Annotated in this window: 15 protein-coding genes; 11 read left to right on the top strand and 4 right to left on the bottom strand. The window is 46.9% G+C overall.

Features of this window, described 5'->3' with window-relative positions; genetic code table 11:
• Positions 1–6 precede the first annotated feature (6 nt).
• From cbiM to AAA939_RS03125, 7 genes are all read left to right on the top strand, one after another.
• Positions 7–990 (top strand): cobalt transporter CbiM, encoded by a 984-nt coding sequence (gene cbiM / locus AAA939_RS03155; protein ID WP_338208516.1) that lies wholly within the window; start codon positions 7–9, stop codon positions 988–990.
• Entirely contained in the window at positions 968–1,789 is an 822-nt protein-coding gene (locus tag AAA939_RS03150) for an energy-coupling factor transporter transmembrane component T (protein ID WP_338208517.1), read from the top strand. Before cbiM ends, AAA939_RS03150 begins: the two co-directional genes overlap by 23 nt.
• Position 1,790: 1 nt before the next feature.
• Complete coding sequence (locus AAA939_RS15270; RefSeq protein ID WP_338208518.1) at positions 1,791–2,522, top strand: ATP-binding cassette domain-containing protein; 732 nt, start codon at positions 1,791–1,793, stop codon at positions 2,520–2,522.
• A gap of 15 nt (positions 2,523–2,537) precedes the next feature.
• Entirely contained in the window at positions 2,538–2,774 is a 237-nt protein-coding gene (locus AAA939_RS03140; RefSeq protein WP_338208520.1) for a hypothetical protein, read from the top strand.
• An 835-nt stretch (positions 2,775–3,609) separates the two neighbouring features.
• Positions 3,610–5,253, top strand: coding sequence for a peptide ABC transporter substrate-binding protein (locus tag AAA939_RS03135; protein ID WP_338208521.1), 1,644 nt, complete (start codon positions 3,610–3,612; stop codon positions 5,251–5,253).
• Between the two features lie 194 nt (positions 5,254–5,447).
• A complete protein-coding gene (locus tag AAA939_RS03130) occupies positions 5,448–5,912 on the top strand; it encodes a PTS glucose transporter subunit IIA (RefSeq protein ID WP_338208523.1) in 465 nt (154 codons plus the stop codon).
• A gap of 68 nt (positions 5,913–5,980) precedes the next feature.
• Positions 5,981–6,454: a GNAT family N-acetyltransferase gene (locus AAA939_RS03125; RefSeq protein WP_338208525.1), complete on the top strand. Its 474-nt coding sequence runs from the start codon at positions 5,981–5,983 to the stop codon at positions 6,452–6,454.
• Positions 6,455–6,502: 48 nt separating this feature from the next.
• Here the strand turns inward: AAA939_RS03125 and AAA939_RS03120 are convergent, their stop codons facing one another.
• Positions 6,503–6,937: a pyridoxamine 5'-phosphate oxidase gene (locus tag AAA939_RS03120; protein WP_338208527.1), complete on the bottom strand. Its 435-nt coding sequence runs from the start codon at positions 6,935–6,937 to the stop codon at positions 6,503–6,505.
• A 127-nt stretch (positions 6,938–7,064) separates the two neighbouring features.
• Entirely contained in the window at positions 7,065–8,024 is a 960-nt protein-coding gene (locus AAA939_RS03115; protein WP_338208529.1) for an alcohol dehydrogenase catalytic domain-containing protein, read from the bottom strand.
• Between the two features lie 191 nt (positions 8,025–8,215).
• On the opposite strand from AAA939_RS03115, the gene yaaA reads away from it, so the two are divergent.
• Positions 8,216–8,977, top strand: coding sequence for a peroxide stress protein YaaA (yaaA, locus tag AAA939_RS03110; RefSeq protein WP_338230467.1), 762 nt, complete (start codon positions 8,216–8,218; stop codon positions 8,975–8,977).
• Positions 8,978–9,094: 117 nt separating this feature from the next.
• Here yaaA and pepI read toward each other — a convergent pair whose 3' ends face one another.
• On the bottom strand, positions 9,095–9,979 hold the full coding sequence (gene pepI / locus AAA939_RS03105; protein WP_338208532.1) for a proline iminopeptidase: 885 nt from the start codon (positions 9,977–9,979) through the stop codon (positions 9,095–9,097).
• A gap of 288 nt (positions 9,980–10,267) precedes the next feature.
• Between pepI and AAA939_RS03100 the strand changes: the two genes are divergently transcribed.
• Positions 10,268–10,420, top strand: a complete 153-nt coding sequence (locus AAA939_RS03100; protein ID WP_338230465.1) for a hypothetical protein — start codon at positions 10,268–10,270, stop codon at positions 10,418–10,420.
• 136 nt (positions 10,421–10,556) lie between these two features.
• Here the strand turns inward: AAA939_RS03100 and AAA939_RS03095 are convergent, their stop codons facing one another.
• Positions 10,557–12,038 carry an MFS transporter gene (locus tag AAA939_RS03095; protein WP_338208534.1) on the bottom strand — a complete coding sequence of 494 codons (1,482 nt, stop codon included), beginning with the start codon at positions 12,036–12,038 and terminating at the stop codon, positions 10,557–10,559.
• Positions 12,039–12,191: 153 nt separating this feature from the next.
• Here AAA939_RS03095 and AAA939_RS03090 point away from each other — a divergent pair, with 153 nt between their 5' ends.
• Both AAA939_RS03090 and AAA939_RS03085 read left to right on the top strand, forming a co-directional pair.
• The gene (locus tag AAA939_RS03090; protein ID WP_338208536.1) at positions 12,192–13,082 is read left to right on the top strand and encodes a LysR family transcriptional regulator; all 891 of its coding nucleotides are present in this window, start codon (positions 12,192–12,194) and stop codon (positions 13,080–13,082) included.
• Positions 13,083–13,331: 249 nt separating this feature from the next.
• Entirely contained in the window at positions 13,332–14,153 is an 822-nt protein-coding gene (locus tag AAA939_RS03085) for an aldo/keto reductase (protein ID WP_338208537.1), read from the top strand.
• Positions 14,154–14,200 lie beyond the last annotated feature (47 nt).

Below are 14,200 nucleotides of genomic sequence, written 5' to 3'. Positions count from 1 at the left end.
TCATCCGTGCATATTCCGGATAATTATCTAAGTCCCGCCACGTGTGGGACGTTAGTCGCTGCCATGGCACCCGTTTGGACCGTGGCTGTCATTAAAGTTAAAGCCCAAGTCAAAGAACACCACGAAACTTTACCAATGCTAGGCATTGCCGCCTCATTGGCTTTTTTAATCATGATGTTCAATTTACCAATTCCTGGTGGAACAACTGCACACGCAGTCGGAGGGACCTTGTTAGCGGTGCTAATTGGGCCCTGGGCGGCTTCTCTAGCGTTAACGGTCACATTAGCCCTCCAAGCCCTACTATTCGGTGACGGCGGTATCCTTGCCTTTGGCGCTAACGCCTTCAATATGGCATTTATCATGCCATTTGTCGGTTACGCCTGTTATCGACTCGGTCAAAAGTTGCACCATGAAAAGTTAGGTCTCGCCATAGGTGCTTATCTCGGAATCAACGTTGCCGCCCTCGTTGCCGGTATTGAACTGGGGTTACAACCCTTGATTGCCCACACGGCTAGCGGCGCGCCGTTGTATTGCCCATACGGCTTAAACATCGCCGTTCCAGCAATGTTGACCGCCCACTTACTAGTCGCCGGCTGGGTCGAATTAGTCTTCACCCTACTCGTCTTCCAATTCGTTAAAAAAGTCGCACCAACTAACTTATATCAGACGCCAACGCGTTCTAACCAGCGTCCCTGGATCGCCTTGCTCATTGGCTTAGCCGCATTATCACCACTCGGCTTACTAGCTAGTAACACGGCCTGGGGCGAATGGGATCCAACCGAACTCAAACAGATGCTTGTCCAACAGCACCTCAGTACCCAAGCACCACAAGGGATGGTTCACGGTTTCCATTTTCAAGCACTCTTTAGTAACTACGCCATTGCCGGTTTACCGGTTAGCGTGGGCTACATTTTATCCGCATTATCTGCCATTTTAATCTTCCTACTTTTGATTCGAGGCCTTCAACATGGATCTGAAACCACGAACTGAGTTACCAGCTTGGCTTATTAAAAAATCTACTGCAACAAAAGGCCAAGCGACCAGAACAAGTTTTTTGCAACGCAACCAACGCCACTTGCGCGCCCTGCTAACCCGGTTAGCACAGCCCGCGCCGGTGACGGCTAAACGGCGGTGGCACCTTGCCCCGCAAATTAATTTAATTCGCTTATTACTGTTAGTTTTCTTGATTGCCCTAATTAACAACGTGACGTTGTTATGGTGTCTCGCCATATTGCTAGGTTTTCAGCTACTCTTACTGTCACCCAGCCAGTTGCGCCGCTTCGTTAAAAGCTGGTTTGTCAGCTCATTAGTGGCCCTCATATTCGTCCTTCCCAGTTACTGGTTAACTGGGCCAAGCACGCTAGTATTCTTCAGTCTAAAAACGAGTTTGATGCTGGCTAATGCACAGTACTACCGCCTAACGACGCCCTTTCAAGACTTGTTAAGCGGGCTTAAAGCACTGCATTGTCCTGACGTCTTGATCATGACTTGTGCGATTGCCATCACCTACTTGCGAATGCTCGGCCAGCACCTATTGCTGACCATGGAAGCCTTAGAATTACGAACGGTCGCACCGGCTAAACACCCGTATCGTTTGATTGGCGCAATGTTTGGTAACCTTTACCTCAAGAGTTATTCCTACGCACTAGAGCTCTACGCAGCCATGGAAGCCCGCGGGTTTAACGGCCATTACGTTCGTACCACCACACCACATAATCGGTGGCGTGATTACCTGTCACTCAGTCCTGATATTTTGGTCTTGATATTATTTATTTTTTGGGGGAATTAACGTGGTATTGATTAAATTAGCAAATCTTTGCTATGATTATCCTAATACGCGTGGGTTAGACCACCTCAGTTTGACCATTGACGTCGGCGAATTCGTCTGTTTGATGGGTCCAAACGGGTCGGGAAAATCCACGTTGCTCCGGATTTTAAGTGGACTCGCCTCACCTAAGTCTGGTGAGTACCAGTTACACGGCCAAGCAGTGACGGCTGCGTACCTAGCCGATGCTCAGCAGCGGCAGCAGCTCCACCAAAAAATCGGCATGGTTTTTCAAAACACCGACGTGCAGTTATTCAACACGTCAGTTGCCGAAGAGGTGGCGTTTGGCCCCCGTCAGCTGGGGCTCAGTGCATCAGCAATCGAGCAACGGGTCAATGATTGTTTACAATTAACCGCCTGCGAAGACTTACGTGATCGGGTCCCCTACCAGTTATCTGGTGGCGAAAAGAAACGCGTCGCGTTAGCCAGCGTCCTGGCCTTAAATCCTGAAATTTTGTTGTTGGACGAGCCGCTCAATGGTTTGACCATCGCGGCGCAACAACAAATGTTAACCCTCCTGCAACGGTTGCAAGCGGCTGGCAAGACCATTATCATGGCCAGTCACAATTTTCAACAAGTTCAAACCGTTGGCCAACGTTTCATTATTTTTAACCGTCTCCACCAACTCGACGCCGACATGTCTCAGGCTGACCTTCAACGGCAGCCTGAGCGTCAGGCGCAATTGATGACATTATAATAAGGAGTTGAGAATATGATTAATCCTAGCAATGGTACGATTCATCGTGGCTGGAACCGCCGTGTGGTTACGGGTAAAACCTTAGCTGAATGTGACGAACGCCTCGTTCAGTACCTTAATGACCAAGATTATGGTTCAGGTGAATTTACGGTCTTACACGAAAGTGCTGGCCCCCGTGAAACCACCGGGTATGATCTTCCGAATGGCGACACCTGTTACATCAGTTTCTTGATTTATAACAGCCGTCTCTAATCACCAAAAAAAGTCTCGCTGAAATTCAGCGGGACTTTTTTATTCGCAAAATCAGGATATAAATACACATAGTTGTTCTAACGTTCTTCGTAAAATTATTGGGTGCGCGGACTGAAGTTCCGAAACATTTGCTCTCAAAAGGAATCCTTAGTCAGCCAACGGTTTAAATTCAGGGGTCCTTCCAAGTCCCTAACAAGCTGACTATTCCCGTAAGTAATCTCGGGTCTTGTCGTTATTAGGTTGGATTTCTTTGCTAGCGAACATTCCGATTTTTCTAAATATTTATGGTTACTCATCTCGCTTTCAAGAAGATTGTTTCACGTGAAACAGTCTTGAATTATACAGATGTTTTGAATTTTTATTCATTAGCAGTGAAATTAAAAATTGAGTTGACAAACCATTTTCATAAGCCTTATACTTAGGCCAACTTAAATATCGTCCTTATAAACCAATGAGGTGGAGATCAAGATTATCGTGCCCGCACAGAGAGTCATCGTTGCTGAGAGTATGGCCGAACGCAGGTAATTAAATGGACCACCGAGGGCTTTTCCGAAACTAGCTTGCTAAGAGTACGGAAAGACGTGCGACATACGTCAGTTGTCAGGGGAATGTTGGTTCCCTACAGAGAAGGAGTGCATATTTGATCAATGATGATTGAAGTGTACTCAATTAAGGTGGCACCGCGGTTTATTAACCGTCCTTATCGCAGCATTGGCTGTATAAGGACGGTTTTTTTGACTTTAAAACGGGGTGAACAAAATGGTAAACAAACGATGGCAACGCTCGATGAATCATAACACCAACAATCAAATTATTTTTGGAGGAATTCATCATTATGAGCTTGTCTACTACACAAAAAACATTATTAACAGTTGCCGGGGTCGCGCTCGTCGGCGGGATCGCCTTTACGGTTAACGCCCAATCTAAGCCTACTAAGACCACACCAAATCAGACCCTCAACCTCTCTGAAGGAACGGCAATCATGAGCCTCGATCCGGCTAAGATCACCGATAGCACTTCTCAAGAACAACTAAGTCAAATTGACGAAGGACTTTACCGGCTGGATGCCAAAAGTCACCCCGTCAACGCCTTAGCCACTAAGACAACCATTTCAAAAGATGGTAAAACCTACGTCATCAAATTGCGCCACAACGCAAAGTGGAGCAACGGCCAATCGGTGACCGCCCACGACTTCGTTTATTCATGGGAGCGAACGCTCAACCCCAAATCAAAATCAGAATTCACGTATTTATTTAGCAATATTAAAAACGCCGATGCAATTGCGGCTGGTAAGAAAGCCCCCACTTCACTTGGCGTCAAAGCCAACGGGGACCACCAACTCACCATTACCTTGAGCAAACCGGCCTCATATTTCAAAAAGGTTCTGGCTAACATAACCTTCTATCCTTTGAACCAACGTGCCGTTCAAAAATACGGTCGCGCTTACGGTACCACCGCTAAAAAGGCGGTCTACAACGGCGCCTTCGTGCTGAACGGCTGGACTGGAACTAACGATACTTGGACGCTAACTAAGAACCCCGATTACTACGCTCGTAAGGTCGTTAAGCTTAAGAAGATCAACTACCAAGTGATTAAATCAACCACGACCGCCTACAACTTGTATCAATCCAATAAACTGGACACGGTCACGCTGAGCGGTGAACAAAACGTTCAGAACAAGAACAACGCCGAACGTAAAACGTTACCGACTGGGACACTCGAGTTTATTCAATTTAACGAAAAGGATAAAACGTCCGCGAACCACGACTTACGGACCGCCGTTTCACTCGCTATCAACCGGCAACAATTAGTTGATAAAGTATTGCAAAACGGTGCCCGTCCCGCTAAAACCTTTGCCGTTAAGAACATGGCTAAGAATCCTAAAACGGGCAAAGACTTTACGCAGGACGCCTACGTCAAGCAAACGGTCGATACCGATATTACTCAGGCCCGGTCGTTGTATAAAAAGGCCCAGCATCAATTAGGCACCAAACAGATCACCCTGACCTTAACTTGTGGCGACAATGATACGACCCACCAAGTCGCGGAATTTATTCAAGGCCAACTGACCCGCAACCTGCCCGGAATCAAAGTTAACGTCAAACCAATGCCATTTAACGCCATGCTTGGAAAAGTCTCCAAGGGTGAGTTCCAGCTAAACCTTGCCGGCTGGAACATGGATTTTGCGGACCCATCACGGGCACTCACAATTTTAACGGCCAACAGTAATTCCAATATGGGTCACTATAACAGTCATCAATTTGACCAACTAATGACCAAAGCAGACGGTGCTGACGCCCTCAACCCAACGAAGCGTTACCAAGACTTAGTTCAAGCTGCCCAACTAGCAACCCGCGACCAAGCCGGCGTTTCCCTCTATGAAGGCAGTACCAACATGCTCGTCAAATCGAACTTGAAAGGTGTCGTTTACAATAACTTCAGCGGCGTTCCGAGCTATCGGACCGCGTACTTGAAGTAGCCTGATTCAAAGAATTTCAAAATAAGAAGTCGCCCCTTTTAAGCGGTCGGCTTTTTATTTTGAAATTTTTCTCGAATGACGCTTGACTTGAAACCCGTTCGATAAGTTACAGTAAAGGCGAATTAAGAAAGCACTTAATAAATTGATGAAACTGGTGGCCACCGGTGATTGAACCTGACTTAATGGAGGTCTTTATGATGATGAAATTATTCCAACGCAAACGCACGGTTACTTTAGCTGCACCAGTTAATGGGATGTATGTGGATCTGAGAAAAGCGGGTGAAACGGCCATTACCGCTGGCTTTGCCGTCGAACCAATGGAAGGTGAAATCCACGCCCCGATTGCTGGTCAGATTACGGCGGTTACGGCGCAAACGGTCACGATTGCCGCGGACTTTGGTTGCGACTATCTCGTCCAGATTGGTGATTTAACCGCTAATTTGGATGACCAAGCCGTTAATTGGCAAGTTGCGGTGGGTGATGCGGTTTCAGTGGATGTCATCCTTGCCAACGTATCAATTGAGACGATTCACGCCGCAAACCAGTCCGCGCTGGTCACTTGTGGATTAATTGGCAAACAGGCAGCCGACTTTGAAATTAGCCAGACCGGGTTAATTTCTCAAGGCAACCAGCTCGCCACCTTAAAAATTAAAGCTTAAATAGGGAAGGGTCGACGCATTAGTCGGCTTTTTTGCTACAATGAGCTGATGAAAGCAGGTGAGCACTAATGATTATCCGCTATTATCAACGTACAGATTTCGAAACCGTGCGCCAATTATTTAAGCAAACCGTTCAAAAGGTCAACGCCAAAGATTACACATTGGCACAGCTGGCCGCTTGGATTGGACTGGACGATGCAGCCACCCGGGCGCGCTGGCAAACCACCCTCGCCGCCCATACAACACTAGTCGCTAGTCAGGCTGACCAGCTAGTTGGTTTCGCCGACATGACCGCCACTGGCTATTTGGACCGATTATATGTGCATGCCGAGTACCAACGTCAAGGCATCGCACGGGCATTAGCGACTGCCTTGGAACAAGCCGTCCCCGTAAACCGTTACGAAACGGCTGCTTCCATTACTGCGCGACCATTCTTTGAACAGCAAGGCTACCAAGTGATTCGCGTGCAACAGGTCGAACGTGCTGGCATTAAGTTGACCAACTATCGCATGCAAAAAATTATTAATCCAGACGCAAAGTAGCCCGGTAAAATTTGATTTTACCGGGCTACTTTTGTGTTTTTTTACAAGTTATTTAAAGGTTAACGTTTCCTTGGCTTGGCCAATCCCACCATCGACAAACAAGTCGGTTACTTGGAGTTCGAACACGACTAATGATGAGCCAATCGCATCCCAAACCTTTTGATAATTAGGAACCGTCTCTAAATAGCGTGGCAATAAATCAGCCATCGTCTTGTCAGAACGGTGTAACTTCACGTGTTGCGCCCGTAAATAAGGGTTGCCCGGAGTCCCGTCGTTTGGCACCGTGATAAACGCGACGTCTGGGTTTTGATCATACGTCTTCAGCGCCGCACTAGTCTTAACTGACGAAAAGTACAACGTGTTAGGACGATCTTCAAACCAGACAAAGTTAACAATTTTAACTTCAGCTTCATTGTTGACCGCCGTACTGAGAGCAATCTTATTGGTCGTGCTGACAACTTGCTTCAATAGTGAAATATCCATTTTTATGAACTCCTTTATAATCATATCAGTAAGTTAATTATACTACTAAAGGAACATACGTTCATAATGATTGGCCTTTATTTTTGACACTGGTCGGATTAGCTTAAAATAGAACCACTTCACACCACTATGGTAAAACCACAACTTTGCCTAACCCAACACTAGTTGCCAGGTATTCGTGCGCTGACCGGGTTTCAGCCAATTTAAAGACCTTTTCCGGCGTAACATCAACATTATGACTCGCAATAAAATCAAATAATGCCTGCACGTGCGCCGCATCCACGTCTCCGGAGTAAAATCCCGTGAGATAGCGATTGTTAGGAATATCCATAATTGGATCAAACCCGTCCAGTGTCCAGACACCGCCAAGTTCGCCAGTTGAACTAACAATACCAAATTCAGCCGTATGCTCTAGCGAATCCCGGACTGCCGAAGGACCAATCAGGTCGACCACCTTATCGAATTCCCCGACAGTCGGTGGAAGTTGATTGGCATTCGGTGTATGAATGACTTGATCAATTCCAAGTGCCGTAAGCGCCGCGTCTTTACGATCAGACCGCGTCGTTCCACTCACCGAAAGATCAATTCCGGAAGCCTTCATCAACTTTAGAATTGCGACACCGACCCCACTAGTAGCTGCGCGAATTAGAACCCGGTCACCATCATGGAGCTGTAAGCTTTGATAGATTCCAAACGCCGTGTAGAACGTTTCCGGGACGGCAGCCAGTCGCGGCCAATCTAGGTCAGTCGTGACCGGATAAATCTGGGCATTAGGTAATAAAACGTACTCAGCATAACTGCCGTCAAACGCCCGCCCCATTTCGCCCATCAGTGACACAACCGTTTGTCCCACCTGAAACTGTTCAGGCGCACTCGTTTCATCAATCGTCCCAACTACTTCAATTCCTAATATCCGGGGAAATTGAACACTCGGCGACTTACCCTCACGCGTAAATACTTCCGAATGATTAATCCCAAAGCCACCCACTTTGATCCGTGTCCAACCTGGTTTGACAACTGGAGTTGGTACTTCTTGATACTTAAGGACTTCTGGCCCACCTGGCCGAGTCACAACTACTGCGTGCATATTAATTTCCTCCCATTACTAGTAGCTACTAAAACAACACCCAGCTAGTGGATCCGATTTTAAAAGTCACCGTTCACTTATTTAAAGCCAATCATAGCATAACTTAGATGAACTCTCTGACAATCCAACTCCCGACCACCCTTAGCAAGTGGTATGCTTTAAACCTAATCTTATTGGCACCATGGAAAGAAGTGAGTCCCACGAAAATCATTATTGCACCAGCTAAGAAGATGGTCGTTGATCAGGATAGTTTTCCCGTTGAGACGCAACCACAATACTTAGCGCAAACGGCCCAAATTCTACACCAAATGCGCCAGCTTAACTATAACGAAGCCAAAAGCTTATGGCACTGTAGCGACAAGCTGGCCCAAGCCAACTTCAAGTGGCTACAAGAGCTCGACTTAACGCGGCACCAAACCCCCGCCTTACTCAGCTACAGTGGTATTCAGTATCGTTACATGGCGCCGGACATTTTCACGCAGCCCGCCCTTGACTATGTCCGCAATAACTTGCGAATCTTGTCAGGGTTTTACGGGATTCTGCGCCCCTTTGACGGCGTTGTGCCTTACCGACTAGAAATGCAGGCCCGTTTAGGAATCGGGGCCACGCCGAATTTATATACTTTTTGGGGTAACCATTTATACCAAGCACTCACCCCAACTCCGGAGCCCATCGTTAACCTGGCCTCGTTAGAGTACGCCAAGGCTATTACGCCCTACTTGGCACCGCATCAGCCCATGATTGACATCGTCTTTGCCAGTTGGGTCGCTGGCCAACTCAAAACGAAAGCAACCTTAGCAAAGATGGCACGCGGTGCCATGGTTCGTTTCTTGGCTGAGCACCAAGTCAACGACCTTGACGGAATTAAAGCTTTTGATCACCCGGATTATCAGTTCGACGCCCAGCGTTCCACCCCGACCCGGTTAGTTTTTATTTATCAGAAAAGTCACTAAAAATGACGGCCACCTAAATTCAGGGCAGTCGTCATTTTTGTTGCTTATTTTTAGTTATAGCGCGTCAAAAATTTCCCGGGAAATAAAATGACTATTTCCACGATGGTTTCTTCACATTCAGTCGTGGGCCGCCAACCAAGTTCCTAACCGTTTGAAATATGCCACCGGTTCATCAATGAAAGCCATGTGTCGACTGTGGGGAAATAACGCCCATTCAGCATTCGGTAACTGATCGACCATCGTTTTCGCCACCAACGGCGTGCATAAATCATTCGTTCCGCTCGTCACTAGGGTCGGCGTCGTAATCTGCCCTAACTGTTGGGTATAATCATAATCAGCCAGCGTACCGGTCGGGTGATACTCGTTAGGGCCCCAAGCAACGTTATACGCCGTAACGCCCGCACGTTTTGGACGCCGCAAAAATGCTGGTGAAGCCGACGTCACCGGACCCGCAGCGTGCGCAGTCATAAAACGGGCGTTGGCCGTTAAGTATGCTTCTGTTGTGTAATCGCCCGTTTGTTCCGCCATCGCAATGGCCTCTTGATCCGTGGTCGACATAAATTTTATTAGCCGGTGTTGTTCTTGCGCCCATAGCTTAGCCGATGACAACGTACTAGCTAAAATCAGACTTTGGATGCCCGTTGGCTGCTGATCGCATAAATACATAATCGCCAGCATGCCACCCCAAGACTGACCCAATAAGTGCACCTTATTTAAACCTAAAGCGTGCCGAACCATCTGTAATTCAGCGACCCACGTTTCTGGTTGCCAAAGTCTAGGCTCATCAGGCATCGACGAACGCCCGCATCCTAACTGATCATACATAATAATCTGGCGGCCCGTTGTCCGGGCCAATTCATCGAACGCTTCAAAATAATTATGCGTTGATCCTGGACCACCGTGTAGTAATAACAACGGAACTTGCCGATTTTGCTGGGTCCCAACGATCCGATAATAAGTTTGATAGCCGTGAAACGGCACGTAGCCTTCCTTAATTTGCATGAACGAATACCCCTTCCGATAAGAGTTTAATCATTTGAATTTATTTTTTGTAAAGTGAACAACTTAACCCATTTATTCTACGCCAACCGGTCCAAAAACGCTTTATATTATAAGCCCCAAAACCACTAAATCATTAGTTATTGACGCTTAAAGATTAAGAATCTAACGTTTTTGGAATAAAATGCTAAAAAAAGAAAACCCTAATCTTTCTTTAATGGTTCTCAAATGACACCGCTAGTGTAAGCGCTACAATGGAACCGTAAAGTAATCAGAAAAGGGTGAATGATGATGGTATTGAGTATTATTACTATTTTAGGCATGGGTTTGATCGCAGCTACGGGTGCTCACTTTGTGAACGGCGCAAAAGCAATGCAAGCGGGGACGGTAGACCACCATTATGGTAAGATGCCCGCAAATCTCCACCAAATCGACTTTCTTTAGTTCACTTGGCTATCCGTTATCGGAAACCAGAGCGAATTCTGAAGTTGCATACAGCATCTAAAAAAACTGGTTGACCAGTTTTCGGTACATTACCCGAGACTTGTCAGCCAGTTTTTTTATTGCTATGTTTTTAACCTCAACGCAGTACGCTCTTCTCCGAACGCGCAACGCCCCTCATATACAGTACAATGAGGATCCCAGCAACAACTAGTAATAACAACAACGCCGTCAGCATAATGTGATGGAGGCCGGTAAAGAAAATCTGTCGCATTGCTGGTACCAAGTTTTTAGGTAAACTACCCACGGTCTGCGAGTTACTCAGACGGTTCATCATGGCCATGGTGATTTTTCCATGACTAGCTTGGACCCCCGTTAGTAACGTGTGATTCAAAATAACTCCGTAAATTGCCGACATGAACGTCTGAGCTAAAATTCTCACTAGGTAAGCGAAAGAAGTCGCAATTGGCATATCACGGGACTCGGCATCGGACTGAACCGCCACCTGCAAAATGTTAAAACTGAGCCCAATCGTAAAACCTTCAAAGGCACCGAATACTAACAGCCAGCCGTAACTCGTGTGTTGGTTAGCAACGCTCAAGCCAATAAACGCCACTAAAAACGCCACCGTCCCAATTGAAATAATATCGTATCGCCAGAGCTTCCGCTGAATGATGGCACCCAATTCGGATCCACCAAAGTTGGCAAACGCCCCTGGAATCTGCGTCATCCCTCCAACTAAAGCACTCAATCCTAGAAGTCCCTGCGCCCACATCGGCACGTAGATGTTGAACGCCACGAAGGCTCCCCAGAGTAAGGCGAACAGCGTAAAATCAATCACCAACTGAGAATTTTTGAATAGCCGGCTGGGAACGATTGGATCTGCCGCTCGTCGTTCCGCAAAAAACATACCAACTAGTAGGAGCAGGCCACTCCCCACAAAGACTAACGTAAAACGAAGCGGCAAAACTCCAATCTCTTGCACACCGACTAAAATGGCGGACAACCCGACCACCATTAACAGAATCCCCAAATAATCAATTTTGGCCTTATTCAAGGTCTGTGGCAGTTTAAACCAGATGAGCATAATCGCAATTGACAGTAACGCAATCGGAATATTGACGTAAAATACCCAGTGCCAACTAAACTGATCAACGATCCAACCACCTAGTAGCGGCCCAATGATGGAAGCGCCACTGAAACTGGCTGCGGCGATACCAATGACCTGGCCACGCCGTTTGAGACTAGCAAAAAGTTGGACGTAGATGATAAAGGGAATCGTATTGACGCCCCCGGCACCGATTCCCATCAGTCCCCGCGCCGCAATGAACCAAATAATATTAGGTGCGAGCCCTTGAAATAACGCCCCCACCATAAAAATAAGAATGGCTAAAATATAAGCAACTTTATTGCCATAACGCTCACCAAATTTACTCCAAAGCGGCGTTGTGACGGCCATTCCTAACAAAAAGCAAGCCACGATCCAGCCCATATACTGAATCGCGTGAAAGTCACTAATAATTGCTGGCAAAGCCGTATTCACAATCGTCCCGTCTAGCCCCGCCATCGCATTCGATAAGACTAGCGCAAAGGTGACAAGGATTTTTTCATTCCTATTCAAATTATGTTTCTCCCAATCGAACCAAAATGGCTACGCAAATCGGGTCGCAAACTTTAAACCCGTTGACTTTAGCATACGAGCAACACATAATAATGTAAAATACTAATGTTAGATTGATTTTTATTCGTTTTTTGCATGCTTAGGAGGATAACGATGAATACGCGCTTATTACATGCCTTCGTTGTACTGACACAAATCGGCAACATCACAAATACCGCTGAAGCCCTACATACGAGCCAGCCCAGTCTCTCCCGCCAGCTAAAAGAGCTCGAAGATGAGGTTGGTGCCCAGCTCTTCATCCGCGGCAAACGGCTCATCACGCTGACCGACGCTGGTATCATCTTTGCGCAACGCGCGCAAACCATGCTGGACTACCTCGACCAAACCAAACGGGACCTTCAAAATCAGAAATCCGGTTTAGCCGGCAAAATCCGAATCGGTTGCGTTGAAAGTCACGTGACCGCCTACGTTGCTAAGTGGCTGGCGACCTTTCAACAACACCATCCCAACGTCACCTTCTCTATTTATAGCGCCGATGGTAACTCTATCAGAACTCAAATCGACCAAGGTAACTTAGACATTGGTTTTCTACTGGAACCCGTGGAATCGGCGAAATACCAAGTTCAACACATTCCCGTGACTGAGACGTGGGGACTCATGATGGCCAACGAAGCTAAACTAGCTCACCGGACTGCTATTACCGGCGAAGATCTAGCGGGCCTCCCATTGTTAGGTGCTCGGCGTAGCATCGTTATCAATCAGGTCTCCAGTTGGCTCAAAATTGATCCGGACACCTTGAACCTTTGTGGTGAACGGAACTTGGAAAATAACATTCTTCCTCTGATTACACAGTTTGGCTACTATGATATTTCTATCAGCGGTATGTTAGACTTCTATGATTCGAGCAAAATGACCTTCGTGCCGTTCAGCCCGCTGAGCCAGTCGCAGCACACTTTAATTTATCGCAAAAACCATCAGTTACCCCCGACTGTCCAGGAGTTCGTCCAAGACGTGACCGCTGAAATCAAAAAGATGCCCATATAAAAAATTAAGAGCGCGGAACAAATTGCCTTTTGGCGCACGTCTCAACCATAATAATAGGGAAAGCCATTCAGAAATATTTTGATATTTCTAAATGGCTTTTTGCATGGATGTTTTAAATAAAAGTATCATGGATCATGAAGTATTCATTTTATGAATCATAAAAATTCAATCTAGGCATTTTACCTATCATCAAAGGACGTGTAACCTAGGAAACAATCAAAATTTTCGTCATTAAAGGAGTGCTTACTAATGGAAAATGTCACATTTAATAACGGCGTCACCATGCCCGTCTTAGGTTATGGGACGTTTCAAACGCCCCCGGAAATTACCGAGGAGAACGTGGCCCAAGCCATAAAAATTGGCTATCGTAGTATCGATACTGCCCAAGTCTACGGGACCGAAGCTGGGGTCGGTGCCGCTATCGCGAACAGTAACTTATCCCGCGACCAGTTCTTTGTAACGACTAAGACCCAAACCGACGGCTACCAGGACACGGTTCAAGGCTTAGACGCGTCACTGCAACGTTTCGGTAGCGACTACTTTGATTTGGTCATCATTCACTGGCCAACTACCAACAGTTTAGAAACTTACCGGGCCTTAGAAGACGCCTATCAGGCTGGCAAAGTTCGGGCCATTGGGCTGAGCAATTTCAACAGCACCCAAATCGATCAACTCCTAGCAAACAGCCACGTGAAACCCGTCATCGACCAGATTGAGACGCACCTTTTCTGGCAACAAGCTAAGATGCATCCCTACCTGCTGCAACACGGCTTAATTCATGAATCTTGGGCACCCCTGGGTGAAAACTTTGGTCGCGAAATGATGGGCTTGCCCGCCGTGACCGCCTTGGCACAAAAATATCACGTCGCGCCCGCACAAGTGCTGTTACGTTGGTTGACGCAACAAGGGATCGTCACCATCCCTAAGTCAACGAACCCCGCTCATATCCAGTCAAACTTTGACGCCACGACTTTCAACCTCACCCCCGCTGAAATCGACAGTCTGCGCCAATTTGACCGCCACCATTCCATTAAGGATTGGCCTCAATCCATGCGCGAGAACGCCTATTAATAATCGTTGAATCTTAAAGCTGGCCATTTGGGCTGGCTTTTTTGTTG

Source organism: Lactiplantibacillus paraxiangfangensis (assembly GCF_036246185.1).
Lineage (GTDB): Bacteria > Bacillota > Bacilli > Lactobacillales > Lactobacillaceae > Lactiplantibacillus > Lactiplantibacillus paraxiangfangensis.
The sequence above is the reverse complement of the archived record's forward strand: the minus strand, read 5'-3'. Positions and strand labels throughout refer to the sequence as shown.

Coding starts and splice junctions, on each gene's coding strand:
- AAA939_RS03150 (WP_338208517.1), top strand. CDS start 968: ATGGATCTGAAACCACGAACTGAGTTACCAGCTTGGCTTATTAAAAAA.
- pepI (WP_338208532.1), bottom strand. CDS start 9,979: ATGCAAATTAAGGAAGGCTACGTGCCGTTTCACGGCTATCAAACTTAT.
- AAA939_RS03120 (WP_338208527.1), bottom strand. CDS start 6,937: ATGGATATTTCACTATTGAAGCAAGTTGTCAGCACGACCAATAAGATT.
- AAA939_RS03130 (WP_338208523.1), top strand. CDS start 5,448: ATGATGATGAAATTATTCCAACGCAAACGCACGGTTACTTTAGCTGCA.
- AAA939_RS03135 (WP_338208521.1), top strand. CDS start 3,610: ATGAGCTTGTCTACTACACAAAAAACATTATTAACAGTTGCCGGGGTC.
- AAA939_RS03140 (WP_338208520.1), top strand. CDS start 2,538: ATGATTAATCCTAGCAATGGTACGATTCATCGTGGCTGGAACCGCCGT.
- AAA939_RS03085 (WP_338208537.1), top strand. CDS start 13,332: ATGGAAAATGTCACATTTAATAACGGCGTCACCATGCCCGTCTTAGGT.
- AAA939_RS03090 (WP_338208536.1), top strand. CDS start 12,192: ATGAATACGCGCTTATTACATGCCTTCGTTGTACTGACACAAATCGGC.
- AAA939_RS03125 (WP_338208525.1), top strand. CDS start 5,981: ATGATTATCCGCTATTATCAACGTACAGATTTCGAAACCGTGCGCCAA.
- AAA939_RS03115 (WP_338208529.1), bottom strand. CDS start 8,024: ATGCACGCAGTAGTTGTGACTCGGCCAGGTGGGCCAGAAGTCCTTAAG.
- AAA939_RS03100 (WP_338230465.1), top strand. CDS start 10,268: ATGGTATTGAGTATTATTACTATTTTAGGCATGGGTTTGATCGCAGCT.